Annotated in this window: 18 protein-coding genes; 17 read left to right on the forward strand and 1 reads right to left on the reverse strand. The window is 38.0% G+C overall.

What is annotated here, in order from left to right; genetic code table 11:
• Positions 1-16: 16 nt before the first annotated feature.
• A complete protein-coding gene (locus tag ACFQZ9_RS19295) occupies positions 17-160 on the reverse strand; it encodes a YpzI family protein (protein ID WP_081810677.1) in 144 nt (47 codons plus the stop codon).
• Between the two features lie 109 nt (positions 161-269).
• On the opposite strand from ACFQZ9_RS19295, the gene ACFQZ9_RS19300 reads away from it, so the two are divergent.
• The 17 genes from ACFQZ9_RS19300 (at position 270) to hisC (ending at position 15,295) form a co-directional block, all read left to right on the forward strand.
• Positions 270-878, forward strand: coding sequence for a YphA family membrane protein (locus tag ACFQZ9_RS19300; protein ID WP_498944965.1), 609 nt, complete (start codon positions 270-272; stop codon positions 876-878).
• Positions 879-1,060: 182 nt separating this feature from the next.
• On the forward strand, positions 1,061-2,371 hold the full coding sequence (gene der, locus ACFQZ9_RS19305; protein WP_498944966.1) for a ribosome biogenesis GTPase Der: 1,311 nt from the start codon (positions 1,061-1,063) through the stop codon (positions 2,369-2,371).
• An 18-nt stretch (positions 2,372-2,389) separates the two neighbouring features.
• Positions 2,390-3,439 carry an NAD(P)H-dependent glycerol-3-phosphate dehydrogenase gene (locus tag ACFQZ9_RS19310; RefSeq protein ID WP_198309028.1) on the forward strand — a complete coding sequence of 350 codons (1,050 nt, stop codon included), beginning with the start codon at positions 2,390-2,392 and terminating at the stop codon, positions 3,437-3,439.
• 215 nt (positions 3,440-3,654) lie between these two features.
• The gene (locus tag ACFQZ9_RS19315; protein ID WP_198309027.1) at positions 3,655-3,840 is read left to right on the forward strand and encodes a DUF2768 domain-containing protein; all 186 of its coding nucleotides are present in this window, start codon (positions 3,655-3,657) and stop codon (positions 3,838-3,840) included.
• A 30-nt stretch (positions 3,841-3,870) separates the two neighbouring features.
• Entirely contained in the window at positions 3,871-4,593 is a 723-nt protein-coding gene (locus ACFQZ9_RS19320) for a YphF family lipoprotein (protein ID WP_498944967.1), read from the forward strand.
• A gap of 326 nt (positions 4,594-4,919) precedes the next feature.
• Positions 4,920-6,398, forward strand: a complete 1,479-nt coding sequence (spoIVA, locus tag ACFQZ9_RS19325) for a stage IV sporulation protein A (protein ID WP_198309025.1) — start codon at positions 4,920-4,922, stop codon at positions 6,396-6,398.
• Between the two features lie 361 nt (positions 6,399-6,759).
• Positions 6,760-7,032: a non-specific DNA-binding protein Hbs gene (gene hbs, locus ACFQZ9_RS19330; RefSeq protein WP_034676225.1), complete on the forward strand. Its 273-nt coding sequence runs from the start codon at positions 6,760-6,762 to the stop codon at positions 7,030-7,032.
• Between the two features lie 173 nt (positions 7,033-7,205).
• Positions 7,206-7,772 (forward strand): GTP cyclohydrolase I FolE, encoded by a 567-nt coding sequence (gene folE / locus ACFQZ9_RS19335; protein ID WP_133335887.1) that lies wholly within the window; start codon positions 7,206-7,208, stop codon positions 7,770-7,772.
• A 28-nt stretch (positions 7,773-7,800) separates the two neighbouring features.
• Positions 7,801-8,037, forward strand: coding sequence for a trp RNA-binding attenuation protein MtrB (mtrB, locus tag ACFQZ9_RS19340; RefSeq protein ID WP_327834434.1), 237 nt, complete (start codon positions 7,801-7,803; stop codon positions 8,035-8,037).
• Positions 8,038-8,266: 229 nt separating this feature from the next.
• Positions 8,267-9,088, forward strand: coding sequence for a heptaprenyl diphosphate synthase component 1 (locus ACFQZ9_RS19345; protein ID WP_232489976.1), 822 nt, complete (start codon positions 8,267-8,269; stop codon positions 9,086-9,088).
• Positions 9,089-9,090: 2 nt separating this feature from the next.
• Positions 9,091-9,795, forward strand: coding sequence for a class I SAM-dependent methyltransferase (locus ACFQZ9_RS19350; RefSeq protein ID WP_498944968.1), 705 nt, complete (start codon positions 9,091-9,093; stop codon positions 9,793-9,795).
• Positions 9,796-9,835: 40 nt separating this feature from the next.
• Complete coding sequence (gene hepT / locus ACFQZ9_RS19355; protein ID WP_498944969.1) at positions 9,836-10,798, forward strand: isoprenoid biosynthesis enzyme family protein; 963 nt, start codon at positions 9,836-9,838, stop codon at positions 10,796-10,798.
• Between the two features lie 96 nt (positions 10,799-10,894).
• Positions 10,895-11,341: a nucleoside-diphosphate kinase gene (ndk, locus tag ACFQZ9_RS19360; protein ID WP_026573277.1), complete on the forward strand. Its 447-nt coding sequence runs from the start codon at positions 10,895-10,897 to the stop codon at positions 11,339-11,341.
• A 170-nt stretch (positions 11,342-11,511) separates the two neighbouring features.
• A complete protein-coding gene (aroC, locus tag ACFQZ9_RS19365; RefSeq protein WP_498945189.1) occupies positions 11,512-12,684 on the forward strand; it encodes a chorismate synthase in 1,173 nt (390 codons plus the stop codon).
• On the forward strand, positions 12,684-13,754 hold the full coding sequence (gene aroB / locus ACFQZ9_RS19370; RefSeq protein ID WP_498944971.1) for a 3-dehydroquinate synthase family protein: 1,071 nt from the start codon (positions 12,684-12,686) through the stop codon (positions 13,752-13,754). The genes aroC and aroB overlap by 1 nt, the downstream gene beginning before the upstream one ends.
• A gap of 17 nt (positions 13,755-13,771) precedes the next feature.
• The gene (aroH, locus tag ACFQZ9_RS19375; RefSeq protein WP_026573274.1) at positions 13,772-14,146 is read left to right on the forward strand and encodes a chorismate mutase; all 375 of its coding nucleotides are present in this window, start codon (positions 13,772-13,774) and stop codon (positions 14,144-14,146) included.
• Between the two features lie 36 nt (positions 14,147-14,182).
• Positions 14,183-15,295 carry a pyridoxal phosphate-dependent aminotransferase gene (gene hisC / locus ACFQZ9_RS19380; RefSeq protein ID WP_498944973.1) on the forward strand — a complete coding sequence of 371 codons (1,113 nt, stop codon included), beginning with the start codon at positions 14,183-14,185 and terminating at the stop codon, positions 15,293-15,295.
• Positions 15,296-15,306 lie beyond the last annotated feature (11 nt).

The raw sequence follows: 15,306 nt of genomic DNA on the forward strand, positions 1-15,306 counted from the left end.
TTTCTTTTTTTTTTAGTTAATCATATTTAGAGTCGTTTAAGCTTCTAGCCTCTTCGGGGCTCTGTAATTTGGTAGCACCTGGATAATGCAATGCTTGATCCCTGTCAGATTCTACTCTTCTGCTTGCCTTTAGTTTTTTTTCTTGACGGTCTTTTCCCATTCTTCCTACACCTCCTCTTAATAAGATGAATCATCAGGTAAAGATTATGCAGGTTAGTATGAAAATACATAGTTTTAACCAATAATGAAGATAATAGGAGGTGGTAAAGGTGGAAGGCTCCATATTTTATTGGATTTGCTGGTCTTTCTGGGTCTATCTAACTTTCTTTTTAAAAAAGCAGAATCCATATCGTCTAAAATTAGCTGCAGCCATTTTACTCGTCATTATTCTTTCAACTACTCATTTTAAGCTTGGAAATATCGAAATCTATGCAAGCGGCGTATTCATTTTAAGTCTTACCTTTATAATGATTAGTAAGGAAAAGCTTAGAGCAATTATCTATTTTTTTATTTGTTCCTATATTATGGGAATTGCTTATGTTACCTTTCATTTGTTTGAAATTTTCGATCCGATTTGGATTATTATTAAAAAGGAATGGATGATGGGAATTCTATTGGGATATTTAGCCATTATTCTCCAAAAATCACTCAGAGGAAGATTATTAATTGTTATAAATGGAACGATGCAAGGAGAATTCTTATATGCGTTTATTTTAAATAAATATCATTTTCCTTACTCAATTGGTGCATTAGCCTATCTTGATGTTTGTGCATTAATCAGCTTTTTGCTTGTTGGATGGAGCTTTTTTGAAAATGCAGGTGCGATATTTCAAAATCATTTTAACTTTACTGAAAAAGCAAAGCAAAAATCATCTTGACCTCGGAGGTTTCCATTGCGGGAAAGGATTAACATTTGTTAAACTAATTAAGTTGGCCCTTCTCATGGATAGAAGGGTTTTATCATTAGCACTTATTACTGAATGATTTGGCCTGAGTATATTGCTTAGAAAATTAAACATAAATAAGTTGTTGATTAAATATTGAAAGGATGGGAATGTAAATGGTAAAACCGGTTATTGCCATTGTGGGCCGTCCCAATGTAGGTAAGTCCACTATTTTTAACCGTATTGTCGGTGAGCGTGTTTCGATTGTAGAAGATATCCCAGGCGTGACAAGGGACCGTATTTATAGTTCTGGTGAATGGCTAAATCATGATTTTAATGTAATTGATACTGGAGGGATCGACATCGGTGATGAGCCTTTCTTGGAGCAAATTCGCCAACAGGCAGAAGTAGCGATTGATGAAGCCGATGTTATCATTTTTTTAACTAACGGAAGAGAAGGGGTAACCGCTGCGGATGAAGAAGTAGCGAAAATCCTCTATAAATCAAAAAAACCGATTGTTTTAGGTGTAAATAAAATTGATAATCCCGAAATGCGGGAACAAATTTATGATTTTTATGCATTGGGATTTGGTGAACCGATTCCGGTTTCCGGGTCACATGGTCTTGGTCTCGGTGATTTACTAGACGCTGCAGCAAAACACTTTCCAAAAGACAACGGAGATGATTATGATGCCGATGTCATTAAGTTTTCATTAATCGGCCGTCCCAATGTTGGGAAATCCTCCTTGGTTAATGCTATATTAGGAGAAGATCGTGTTATTGTCAGCGATATTGCTGGTACAACACGGGATGCAGTAGATTCACCCTATACATATAACGACGAGAAATATGTCATTATTGATACGGCGGGTATGCGTAAAAAAGGAAAAGTTTATGAAAGTACCGAAAAATACAGTGTCCTAAGGGCACTAAGGGCGATCGAACGTTCCGATGTTGTCTTAGTCGTTTTAAATGCGGAGGAAGGAATCATTGAACAGGACAAGAAAATTGCCGGGTATGCTCATGAAGCGGGAAGAGCAGTCGTTATTGTCGTCAATAAATGGGACGCTGTTGAAAAAGATGAAAAGACTATGAAGGAGCTCGAACAAAAAATAAGGGAACATTTCCTATTTTTAAGTTATGCGCCAATCGTCTTTTTATCTGCTAAAACCAAAAAGCGGATCCATACATTGTTGCCAATGATTAATTTGGCCAGTGAAAATCATTCAATGCGTGTTGATACTAGTGTGTTAAATGATATTATCATGGATGCAGTTGCAATGAATCCAACCCCAACAGACAAGGGCAGACGCCTGAAAATTTATTATGCAACCCAGGTTGCTGTTAAGCCGCCGACCTTTGTTATCTTTGTCAACGAACCCGAGCTACTGCATTTTTCATATGAGCGTTTCCTTGAGAATCGAATTCGCGATGCTTTTGGATTTGAAGGAACCCCGATAAAAATCTTTGCTAGAGAAAGAAAATAAGAAAGGCCGGTGTAGTAAATGGAGCAAAAATCTGAAACTATCTCTGTTTTAGGTGCAGGCAGCTGGGGAACAGCCTTGGCAATGGTTCTAGCCGATAATGGTCACCATGTCCGTTTGTGGAGTCATAACGAAAATCAAGTTACAGAAATCAATCAATTTCATACAAATAAAAAGTATTTACCGGGTATCAACCTGCCGGAGTTGATTGTAGGTTATGCTTCTTTAAGTGACTCGTTATCAGGTGTAGAAACAATTATTTTAGCTGTGCCGACAAAGGCAATTCGCGAAGTCATTGGAAAAATCGCTTCGGTTGCAAAAAATCCATTTATTATTGCCCATGTGAGCAAAGGGATTGAACCTGACTCGCTAATGAGAATAACTGAAATAATTGAAGAAGAAATGCCGAAAGAGTTTTTAAGGGATGTTGTTGTACTTTCCGGTCCAAGCCATGCTGAGGAAGTTAGTTTACGCCATCCAACAACTGTAACCGTATCATCGAAAAATATGGAGGCGGCTGGAAAAATTCAAGATTTATTCATCAATAATAATTTTAGGGTCTACACAAATTCCGATTTAATTGGTGTAGAAATTGGCGGCGCCTTAAAAAATATTATTGCGCTTGCGGCAGGGATTACGGACGGACTAGGCTATGGAGATAATGCCAAAGCCGCCTTAATCACCAGAGGTCTAGCGGAAATTGCCCGTTTAGGAACGAAAATGGGGGCAAATCCACTAACGTTCTCCGGTTTAGCGGGTATTGGAGATTTAATCGTAACTTGCACAAGTGTTCATTCGAGAAACTGGCGAGCTGGAAATCTTCTCGGTAAGGGGAAAACACTTGATGAAGTTCTCGACAATATGGGAATGGTGGTAGAAGGAGTAAGGACAACAAAAGCAGCGTATCAGCTCGCAAAAAAATACGATGTCGTCATGCCAATCACCTTCGCCTTGTATGATGTCTTGTTCAACGGTAAAAACGCAAAGGACGGCGTTGATATCTTAATGGGCCGTGGAAAAAAACCGGAAATGGAAGACCTGACAAATATTTTAGACGAAAGAAATGATTAAAACTAAAAATGTGCATTTTTGACTAAAAAAATTGGTGTCCGATGATACGCTTTTTAATATGTCAGCATACAATGCAACGAAGCACAAAGGTAGTATGAAGCTGGAGTATGGGTTATTTTAGTCTAAATGACTGAAGTAAAGAATTCGCCCCTCTTTACTTCAGTTTTTTTATTGTACTATGGTATAATAACCTACGGTAAAAGGGGGAATTATTTTTGTCACCTGGAATGCTTAAAATGTGGATTTCTGTTGCCGGAATCGGCTTAATGTTCTTAGCGATTTTCACCATTTATCTTAGCCGCTATAAAGTAAAAGGGATTTTTCGGGCTATAACAGCAATACTAGCTTATTTATTTATGATTATTGCGGGAATTATTTTATTTATTGTTTTATTTACTTAAATTCTTATTACATAAAATAAAGGTGATTGTATGAAACAGCTCGTGCTAGGCTGCGTTTTTGTGTTTACGGCTATTTTTTTATCAGGGTGCATGTACCCAAATGAAAAACTGGCAAAGAATCAAATCCCTTATAAAGATCAAATTCAGGCAGTTCAATCAGCTGTGGATTCTTTTCAGAAGGAAAATGGCGGCATTCTGCCGATTAAAACAAGGGAAGCAAATACTCCAATATATTTAAAATATCCGATTGACTTTAAAAAAATTTCACCGAGGTACATGGCTGAGCCTCCGGGAAATGCTTTTGAAAATGGCGGGATTTTTCAGTATGTGCTCGTGGATGTTGAAAAGAATCCAACCGTAAAATTGTTGGATTTAAGGATGGCGGAAACTCTCCGGGACATTAATTTAAGAATTAAAACAAAGGGATATCCGCCCTATAAAGAAAGTATTGCAAATAACGTTTATACTCTGGATTATAAAAAGCTGGGTCTTGAAAGTCCGCCATATGTAGTCAGTCCTTATTCAAATCAAAATCTTCCTCTAGTCATCACCGGAAATGCAGAGGTCTATGTAGATTATCGGGCTGATTTGTATCAGGCGTTGAAGAAAACGAAAAAAACCTTTAAACCCGGGGAGGACATTCGGTCTATTCTCGTGAACAACTCCATGTTTGTTCCGGCCTATTCCTTACCCTATACGGTGGATCCTAAAACTAAAGAGCCTGTTTTTCTGGAAACTAAAGTTCATGAATAAATAAGATAATATTAAATTGTCATAACCCTTTTCTTGCGAAATATATTGTAGGAGAAGGGTTTTTTAGGTTAATAGGTTAACAAAATCTATCCCAATAAGGATAACACCGAGATGAAAGCTGTGTATCTTTATTCGAAACCCTCACTTGATCCAAACCGTTCAGACACGACACATACCTTTAAAAGCACTGAATTTTGAATAGGGGGGTAAAAAATTTTTAAAAAAGTGTCATAACAATATAGGACAACGTCATAAACATATACTGTCCAAAAATACCTAGATGGATAATATTATCCCACTTTAGTCTATGATCGGGAGGGGATCACTTGGAAAAGGTTGATATTTTTAAAGATATTGCCGAGAGAACCGGCGGTGATATTTATTTAGGGGTCGTAGGAGCGGTACGGACAGGGAAATCAACATTTATTAAAAAATTTATGGAACTGGTTGTTTTACCGAATATAAACAATGAGGCTGACAGATCACGTGCTCAAGATGAACTTCCACAGAGTTCTGCCGGCAAAACAATCATGACAACAGAGCCGAAATTTGTTCCAAATCAAGCAGCGACAGTTCATGTTGATGATGGTTTGGATGTTAATATAAGGCTTGTGGATTGTGTTGGTTATACGGTGCCAGGTGCAAAAGGCTATGAGGATGAAAATGGACCTCGAATGATTACCACTCCTTGGTATGAAGAACCGATTCCCTTTCATGAAGCAGCTGAAATCGGAACAAGGAAGGTTATTCAAGAACATTCAACCATCGGGGTTGTTGTCACTACAGATGGAACAATTGGTGAAATCCCGAGAAGCAACTACATCGAGGCGGAAGAAAGAGTCGTTGAGGAACTAAAAGAAGTCGGCAAACCGTTTATAATGGTTGTCAACAGTGCTCAGCCTTACCATCCGAGTACAGAAACCCTTCGGTCGAGCCTGGCCGAAAAATATGACATTCCAGTCATTGCAATGAGTGTAGAAAGCATGAGGGACAGCGATGTACTCAATGTTCTTCGTGAAGCCTTGTATGAGTTCCCAGTCCTTGAGGTGAATGTGAACCTGCCAAGCTGGGTGATGGTCTTAAGGGAGAATCACTGGCTCCGCGCGAGCTATCAGGAGGCAGTAAAAGATACTGTTAAAGATATCAAGAGATTAAGAGATGTTGACAGGGTCGTGCAACAATTCAGTGAATATGATTTTATTGACCGTGCAGGATTAGCAGGGATTGAGATGGGGCAAGGGGTTGCAGAAATTGACTTATTCGCTCCAGATGAGTTATATGATGATATTTTGAAAGAAATCGTCGGTGTAGAAATTAGGGGTAAAGACCATCTTCTTGAACTTATGCAAGATTTTGCACATGCAAAAGCGGAATATGACCATATCTCTGATGCATTGAAAATGGTGAAGCAAACAGGTTATGGTATCGCCTCACCTACGCTTTCAGACATGAGTCTTGAAGAGCCGGAAATTATCCGTCAAGGTGCCCGGTTTGGAGTAAGGTTGAGAGCTGTTGCACCTTCTATTCATATGATTAAGGTTGATGTTGAATCTGAGTTTGCTCCGATCATTGGTACTGAAAAGCAAAGCGAAGAGCTGGTCCGTTATCTAATGCAAGACTTCGAGGATGACCCTCTATCGATTTGGAATTCTGATATATTCGGCAGGTCGCTAAGCTCTATTGTTCGAGAAGGGATTCAAGCAAAGCTTTCATTAATGCCTGAGAATGCAAGATATAAATTAAAAGAAACATTAGAGAGAATTATTAACGAGGGATCAGGCGGTTTAATTGCCATTATCCTCTAGAAGAAGGGACTCCGCATGGGGTCTTTTTTCTTTTTTGTAGTATTTTGTAAGAAAATAGAGAGAAAAAAGTAGAAATTTGTTGTTTTAAAGAAAAGATTACCATTATTTCATGAAATTTTCTTGATATGCTGAAATGATTATGATAATCTTTTAACAGAATTACGTTATGGTGCTAAAAACCTTTATATTATAAGGTTTTTTCAAAAAAAATAGATTGTACGATAAGAAAAATTCATTTAAGATTAAATTGTTAATAAAACCGCACTATGACGTATAGAATTTGGAAAATCTGTTTAGAAATGTAGATAAGTAACCTTATTTACGAGTTTTTGAATAATTGCTTTGGGAGGAGGTGAATGGCATGAACAAGACAGAACTAATTAATGCAGTAGCTGAAGCAAGTGAACTTTCTAAAAAAGATGCTACCAAAGCAGTTGATGCTGTTTTTGATTCAATTTTAGATGCTTTGAAAAACGGTGATAAAGTTCAATTAATCGGTTTTGGTAACTTTGAAGTACGCGAGCGTGCAGCACGTAAAGGTCGCAACCCTCAAACTGGTGAGGAAATTGAGATTGGTGCGAGCAAAGTTCCAGCATTTAAGCCAGGAAAAGCGCTTAAAGACGCAGTAAAATAATTACATAATTTATTGCTTTAAGCGAATGCTTAAGAGCTAAGGTCATGGTTAAAGCCATGACCTTTTTTCATTAAAGAATGCTTTATGCTTTTCTTTTTTGCCTGTAGTGAAAAGGTTGTGCTAATATGTATGTGTCATATATACTTGACAGATATACAGTAGGAGGAATCACCATGTCAGATGTAAATCGTGCCCAAATCGAAGAGGCGGTGCGTTTAATATTAGAAGCAATTGGCGAGGACCCAAACCGTGAAGGCTTACTTGATACACCTAAACGTGTAGCAAAAATGTATGAGGAAGTATTTAGCGGATTAAATGAGGATCCTAAAAAACATTTTGAAACTATTTTTAGCGAGGATCATGAGGAATTAGTATTAGTTAAAGATATTCCGTTTTATTCTATGTGTGAACATCATCTTGTACCTTTCTTTGGGAAGGCTCATGTTGCCTATATTCCACAAAACGGCCGTGTCACCGGACTAAGTAAATTAGCACGGGCAGTAGAAGCCGTTGCGAAGAGACCGCAGCTTCAGGAAAGGATAACCTCTACCATTGCAGATAGTATTATGGAAAAGCTTGAGCCGCATGGTGTAATGGTCGTTGTGGAAGCTGAACATATGTGTATGACGATGAGAGGGGTAAAAAAACCCGGCTCAAAAACAGTAACGACTGCTGTTCGTGGAACACTTGCGAATGATACGATTGCACGCTCTGAAATTCTTTCATTAATTAAAAATTAGTAAAACCAAAAGCTAGGGGGGATTATAATTGGAAAAACGGCAATCCCAAAATAGTGATTATGTTGTGATAAAAGCCTTAGATGACGGAGTAAATGTAATCGGTCTAACAAGAGGAACGGATACTAGATTCCATCATTCTGAAAAGCTTGATAAGGGAGAGGTTTTAATTGCCCAATTTACGGAGCATACATCCGCAATTAAAATTAGGGGCAACGCAAAGGTTTTAACCCAATTTGGCGAAGTAGAAAGTGAAATGAAAAAATGATTGATGAAAATCGATTACCTTCAATATCAAAAGGATTAATCTATTCCCTTCATTGAAAATGTGTTTATTTTGCGAATTTCCTCTCAGGGTAATTCATTTATGCTATAATTGTGTCTGTTGTTTAAAAAAGGATCGAAAACTATCCGAAATTAGCTGAATAACAGGCATGAATATTCCTGTTTATTAGAAAATAACAGAATAAAGATATAAACTTTTTGGGGAAGCAAGGGTGATTAGAGTGTCAGACATTCGACAAAAATTTACAGATATTCTAGAGCAGGTTGAACAAAGGGTATTGGACCCATACTTGCTTAAACATATTGAAACCCCCATTATTGACGAGGATAAACTTCTTATCCTTTTATCAATTATGGATGGACTCGAATTGTCTTACAAGGAAGTCAAAAACTACTGTTTATCTACAATGCTAATTCAAATTGCCCTTGATACCCATGAACAAAATTCGATTTCGTCCGATGATGAAAAAAGCCGTCAATTAACTGTTTTAGCAGGGGATTATTTCAGTGGTCTATATTATAAACTTCTTGCTGAATCAGAAGATATTTTGGTTATAAAAGCACTTTCTGAAGGAATTAAGGAAATTAATGAAAATAAAATATCGGTTTACCATAGAGAAGCGGATACAATTGACAAGCTGATGATGAGTATAAAAAGGATTGAAAGTTCTTTACTAATCAAGCTCACTGAATATTTTCAAGGAGATGCTTGGACTGAGTTTTTCGAAAATTTATTCTTCGTTAAGCGTCTTTTAACGGAGAAAAAACAATATCTTCAATACGGCAGTTCATTATTATTTGAAGGACTAAAAAATATTATTTTTCCCTATAATGAACAGCAATCAACAAATTTATCGAGCGATCAGCAGCAGGACCTGCTCATGATTTGCGATCGCTATATTAATAAAACAAAACAATTGATTGAAAAAGGAAAAAATCAGTTTCCTTATTTAAATGAATTACTTGAACAGCGAATTTCCTTTATTCTAGATCGAGCACAGCCAATTGCAAAAACTTTTGTGGAGGAAGGGTAATCATGCAGCAATCGAAAGAACAGCGGGTTCATAAGGTTTTTGAAAAGATTTCTGATAACTATGACAAGATGAACTCTGTGATAAGTTTTCAACAGCATATAAAGTGGCGGAAGGACACGATGAATAGGATGAAAGTTAAACCTGGTTCAAAAGCCCTTGATGTTTGCTGTGGAACGGGAGACTGGACGATTGCACTAGCTGAAGCAGTAGGCCCTTCCGGTGAAGTTGTTGGGTTGGATTTCAGCAAAAACATGCTTAAGGTTGGCCAGGAAAAAGTTAATCATTTAGGTTTGAATCAAGTTAAATTAATTCACGGTAATGCGATGGAACTTCCATTCCCAGACCAAAGTTTTGATTATGTGACAATTGGTTTTGGATTAAGGAATGTACCGGATTACTTACAGGTTTTAAAAGAGATGAACCGTGTTTTGAAACCTGGTGGGGTTGCAGTATGTCTTGAAACATCACAGCCCACATTGATTGGATATCGACAGCTGTTTTATTTTTATTTTCACTATATTATGCCTTTATTTGGAAAGCTATTTGCAAAAAGCTATAATGAGTATTCATGGCTTCATGAATCTGCAAGGGATTTTCCGGGCATGAGGGAGCTTGCCCGAATGTTTGAGACTGCAGGCTTTAAGAATGTTTTCTATAGACCCTATAGCGGGGGCGCAGCTGCCGTTCATTTTGGGTATAAGAACTGATAGATTATATGTAGACAGGATGAAAAGCTGGTGAATACAAATGAAATTAAAAATGATGTATTCATTTTTGAATTCGGATATCAACGTAATTGAAAAGAAGCTTGAAGAAACGATTAAGTCAGACTCGTTTCTTTTAAAGCAGGCTTCAATGCATACACTTCAAGCTGGAGGAAAAAGAATTCGTCCTATTTTTGTTTTGCTTGCAGGAAAATTTGGACATTATGATATTGAGACAATGAAAGACGTTGCAGTTGCTTTAGAACTTATCCATATGGCTTCACTTGTTCATGATGATGTAATTGATGATGCTGACCTTCGAAGAGGGCAGCCAACGGTAAAATCAAAATGGGATAATCAGATTGCCATGTATACAGGTGATTTTGTTTTTGCTCTTTCACTTGAATTAATGTCTAATATTAAAGATCCTGCAGCGCATAAAATTTTGGCCAATACGATTGTAGAGGTTACAATTGGCGAAATTCAACAAATCAAGGATAAATACCGTTTTAATCAAAATTTCCGTGATTATTTCCGAAGGATAAAGCGGAAAACGGCCTTGTTGATTGCTGCAAGTTGTCAATTAGGGGCTATTGCCGCAGGTGCCAGCGAATCTGTCCATAAAAACTTATACCGTTTTGGATATTATGTGGGGATGTCCTTTCAAATAACCGATGATATTTTGGATTTTACTGCTTCTGAGGCAGAGTTAGGCAAACCAGCAGGAAGTGATTTATTGCAAGGAAACATCACAGCCCCGGTTTTGTATGCAATGGAAAACGCGAAAATTCGTGAGGAAATCATTAAAGTGAATGAGAATACTCAGCCAGATCAGATAAGCGAAATCATTACCCTGATTAAACAATCAGGAGCGATTGAAAAATCGATTGCATTGAGTGATCTTTATCTTGATAAAGCATTGGCTGTTCTTGAAGAACTGCCTACGAATAAAGCAAAGAAAACGCTTCGAGATATTGCGAAGTATATTGGAAGACGCAAGTTTTAGATTTTCCGGTCTTGCGAAATTACCAAAATAATGATACTATTTTCGTTGATTGCTTTTTAATGACAATCATATACATAATGATTTAGGAGTGGGATTATGGAAAGAACATATTTAATGGTAAAACCTGATGGCGTACAACGTAACCTAATTGGCGAAATCGTTGCACGTTTTGAAAAAAAAGGATTCCAACTTGTTGGAGCAAAATTAATGAGCATTCCAAAAGAAGTTGCTGAAGAGCATTATGGTGAGCACAAAGAACGCCCTTTCTTTGGAGAATTAGTTGATTTCATTACATCCAGTCCGGTTTTTGCAATGGTTTGGCAAGGTGAAAACGTAATTGCGACTGCACGTCAAATGATGGGTTCTACTAATCCAAAAGATGCAGCTCCTGGAACAATCCGCGGCGATTTCGGTATAACAGTTGGTAAAAACGTTATCCATGGTTCTGATTCACCTGCAAGTGCAGAACGCGAAATCGGCATTTTCTTTAAAGAAAATGAATTGGTTGAATACACTAAACCTGTAAATGAATGGATTTATTAAAATAGTTGTAAAAAAGGCACTTGTATAACTTTTATACAAGTGCCTTTTTGTATGCGATTTCAAATATTTTTTCCCTATTTTCGGAATAGTTTTACTATGTTTATTGATCAGGATATGTTATATTGATAAATAATTCTTTAATGAGTTGAAGGGAGAAAGAACAAATGGGAATGAGATATTTAACAGCAGGAGAATCCCATGGACCTCAATTAACTACTATCATCGAAGGTCTTCCTGCGGGTATGCCGTTGTTAGCCAATGACATAAATGAGGAATTAGCAAGAAGACAAAAAGGTTATGGCCGTGGCCGAAGAATGCAAATTGAAAAAGATATGGTAGAAATCGCATCAGGAATTCGTCATGGGTATACCCTTGGTTCACCAGTTGCTTTAGTGGTGAAAAATAATGACTGGAAGCACTGGACGAATATAATGGGTGCAGATCCGCTTCTTGAAGGGGAAGAGGATGAGATTAAAAGAAAAATTACACGGCCCCGTCCTGGACATGCCGATTTAAACGGGGCAATTAAATATGGACATGGTGATATGAGGAATGTTCTTGAACGCTCATCTGCACGTGAAACAACAGTAAGAGTTGCAGCCGGTGCTGTGGCAAAGAAGCTTTTGTCATTAGTAGGGATTGAGCTTATTTCGCATGTCGTTGAAATTGCCGGAATTAAGGCAGAAGTTGACCCATCATTAACCTATGAGGCCCTTAAGGAAACAACTGAACAATCGCCTGTTCGTTGTGCAGATGCGGATGCAGCACAGAAAATGATGGCTGCGATAGATGATGCAAAGAAAAATGGCGATTCCATCGGTGGAGTTGTAGAGGTTATTGCAACAGGAATGCCGACAGGGGTTGGAAGCTATGTACATTATGATCGAAAATTAGACTCAAAATTAGCCGCTGCGATTGTTGGAATTAATGCATTTAAAGGGGTCGAAATTGGTATTGGCTTTGAGGCGGCAAGAAAGCCTGGCAGTGAGGTTCATGATGAGATTGCATGGAGCGAGGAAAAGGGCTATTACAGAAAAACCAATCGTCTGGGAGGCTTTGAGGGCGGTATGACGACAGGTATGCCGATTGTTGTCCGAGGAGTTATGAAACCAATCCCAACGCTTTATAAGCCGCTGATGAGTGTTGACATCGAATCAAAGGAGCCGTTCACTGCAAGCATAGAACGGTCTGACAGCTGTGCGGTACCTGCCGCAGCTGTAGTAGCAGAGAATGCGGTGGCTTGGGAGCTTGCGAGTGCACTTGTTGAGCAATTCTATAGCGATCGCTTTGATACGTTTGCTGAGGAAATTAACAGACAGCGGGAATATGCGAGGGAATTCTAATGCAAATTATTCCAATTCAAACGGAGTCAAAAAGCTATCAAGTTTTTGTTGGTGAAGGGATTCGAAGGGAAATTGGTTCATTTTTAGACAAGCATTTTAACAATTTGACCAAAGTTTTAATCATTACAGATGAGACTGTTGGCAGTCTTCATCTGGAAAACCTAGTAGACTGTCTTAAGCCTTGGGAGCCGGTAATCTTTACTGCGCCAAGTGGGGAGAAGGCTAAAACCTTCGATGTTTATTATTCTGCTTTAGGGACAGCTTTAGAAAATCGGTTAGACCGAAAATCTTTAATCCTTGCTTTAGGTGGTGGAGCAGTCGGGGATTTATCTGGGTTTGTTGCTGCCTCTTTTATGAGGGGAATCCCATTTATTCAAATTCCGACAACTATTTTAGCTCATGATAGTGCGGTTGGCGGGAAGGTTGCCATTAACCATCCATTGGGAAAGAATATGATTGGTGCTTTTCATCAGCCTGAAGCCGTTTTTTATGATCTTGAGCTACTCTCTACATTACCGGAGCGGGAAATCCGCTCTGGATTTGCAGAGGTTATTAAACACTCGCTCATTAACGATCCTGACTTTTATCTTTGGCTTAAAACCAATATAAGTGATCTTACCGCTATCACAACCGAGCAGTTAACCTATTCATTAACAAAAGGGATTGCCATCAAAAACGAATTTGTTTCAAAAGATGAAAAAGAAACAGGGATTCGAGCCTATTTGAATTTTGGACATACCCTAGGACATGCTATTGAATCAGAAATGGGTTATGGTAATTTTACCCATGGAGAAGCGGTTATGATTGGGATGGTATTTGCGTTAAAGCTCAGTAATGAAATCAACCATCTTTCATTTAATTTACATGAATTTATCTCATGGGTTGAAAGCCTTGGCTATGAGACTAAAATACCAGATGGATTAATGATTGAACAATTAATCGGAAAGATGAAACAAGATAAAAAAACAATCGGTGAAACGATCCGATTTGTTTTACTAGAACAAATTGGCAAACCAAATCTCCAGGAAATTCCTGAAGATTTATTATTAAAAGAACTTAACAGTTTTTAATCAAGGGGGAACTTTTCATGATTAGAGGGGTGAGGGGAGCAATTACAGTTAGTAGAAATACAGAGGATGAGATTGTTTCTGCAACTGAAGAGCTCGTCAAAGAGGTCATTGATAGCAATCAGATTCACCCAACTTCTGTTGCATCTGTTTTTATCTCAACAACTGAGGACGTGGATGCAGCATTTCCAGCAAAGGCATTACGGAAATTTTCCGGATGGACCTATGTACCTGTAATGTGTATGCGGGAATTACCCGTCCCAAATTCGTTAAAAATGTGTGTGAGAATTATGATGCATGTGAATACGGAAAAATTACAAGAAGAAATTAACCATGTCTATTTAAGAGGTGCGAAAGTTTTAAGACCTGACTTAGATAGCAGTAGTGAACTTTAACGTCTTAACAAAATTTTTACAATGGGGTGGAGAAAAATGAGATGGAAAGAACAATTATTAACGTTGACTCCGTACCAGCCGGGAAAATCGATAGATTCAGTAAAAAGACAATACAATCTTGACCAAATTGTTAAACTTGCATCAAATGAAAACCCATTCGGTTGTTCAAAAAAGGTGCTTTCTGCGCTTCAATCACATGAGGTTGGTTTTGCCATTTATCCTGATGGATACGCAACCAATCTTAGGGAAACTTTGGCTGCTTTTTTACAGGTTGAACAGGAAGAACTAATCTTCGGTAATGGTTCCGATAATCTTATTCAAATTATCTCAAGAGCATTGCTTCATCCTGATGCCAGTACAGTTATGGCAGCCCCAACTTTTTCGCAGTACAAACATAATGCAGTGATAGAAGGGGCCGTTATTAAGGAAGTTCCATTAGTCAATGGGGATCATGATTTAGATGGAATGCTTCAGGCTATAGATGAAAAAACAAACATTGTTTGGTTATGCAGTCCAAACAACCCTACAGGTACATATATTCCTGAAAATAATTTAGTTTCGTTTCTAGATCGTGTTCCGCCTGAAGTTCTGGTAGTCCTTGATGAGGCTTACTTTGAATATGCTGTGGCAGATGATTATTATGATTCAATTATATTAACGAGAAAATATCAAAATTTAATTGTGTTAAGAACTTTTTCAAAAATTTATGGTTTAGCATCACTCCGGATTGGTTATGGTGTTGCCAACCCTCAAATTATTGAAGCTTTAGAACCTGCCAGAGAGCCATTTAATGTAAGTTCCTTTGGACAGCTGGCAGCCGCAGCGGCACTCTCCGATAAGGAATTTGTTGAGGAATGTCGAATGGTAAATAGAAAAGGTCTCGAGCAGTATTATCAATTTTGTGAGCAAAATCAACTTACCTATTATCCATCACAAACAAACTTTATTTTGATTGATTTTAATGAGGATGGAGACAAAGTCTTTCAATATTTACTTGAGCGTGGGTATATAGTTCGTTCTGGAAAGGCACTTGGATTCCCAACCTATGTTAGGATTACAGTTGGTTCTTTTGAACAAAATGAAGGTTTACTAAAGGTGCTGAAGGAGTTCCTGCGTGAAAGCCGTGTGGAACAGCACCAGGGGAAGTAGGAGGAGTTTTT

It is taken from the genome of Neobacillus sp. GCM10027624, from assembly GCF_042675345.1.
Lineage (GTDB): Bacteria > Bacillota > Bacilli > Bacillales > Cytobacillaceae > Neobacillus > Neobacillus cucumis_D.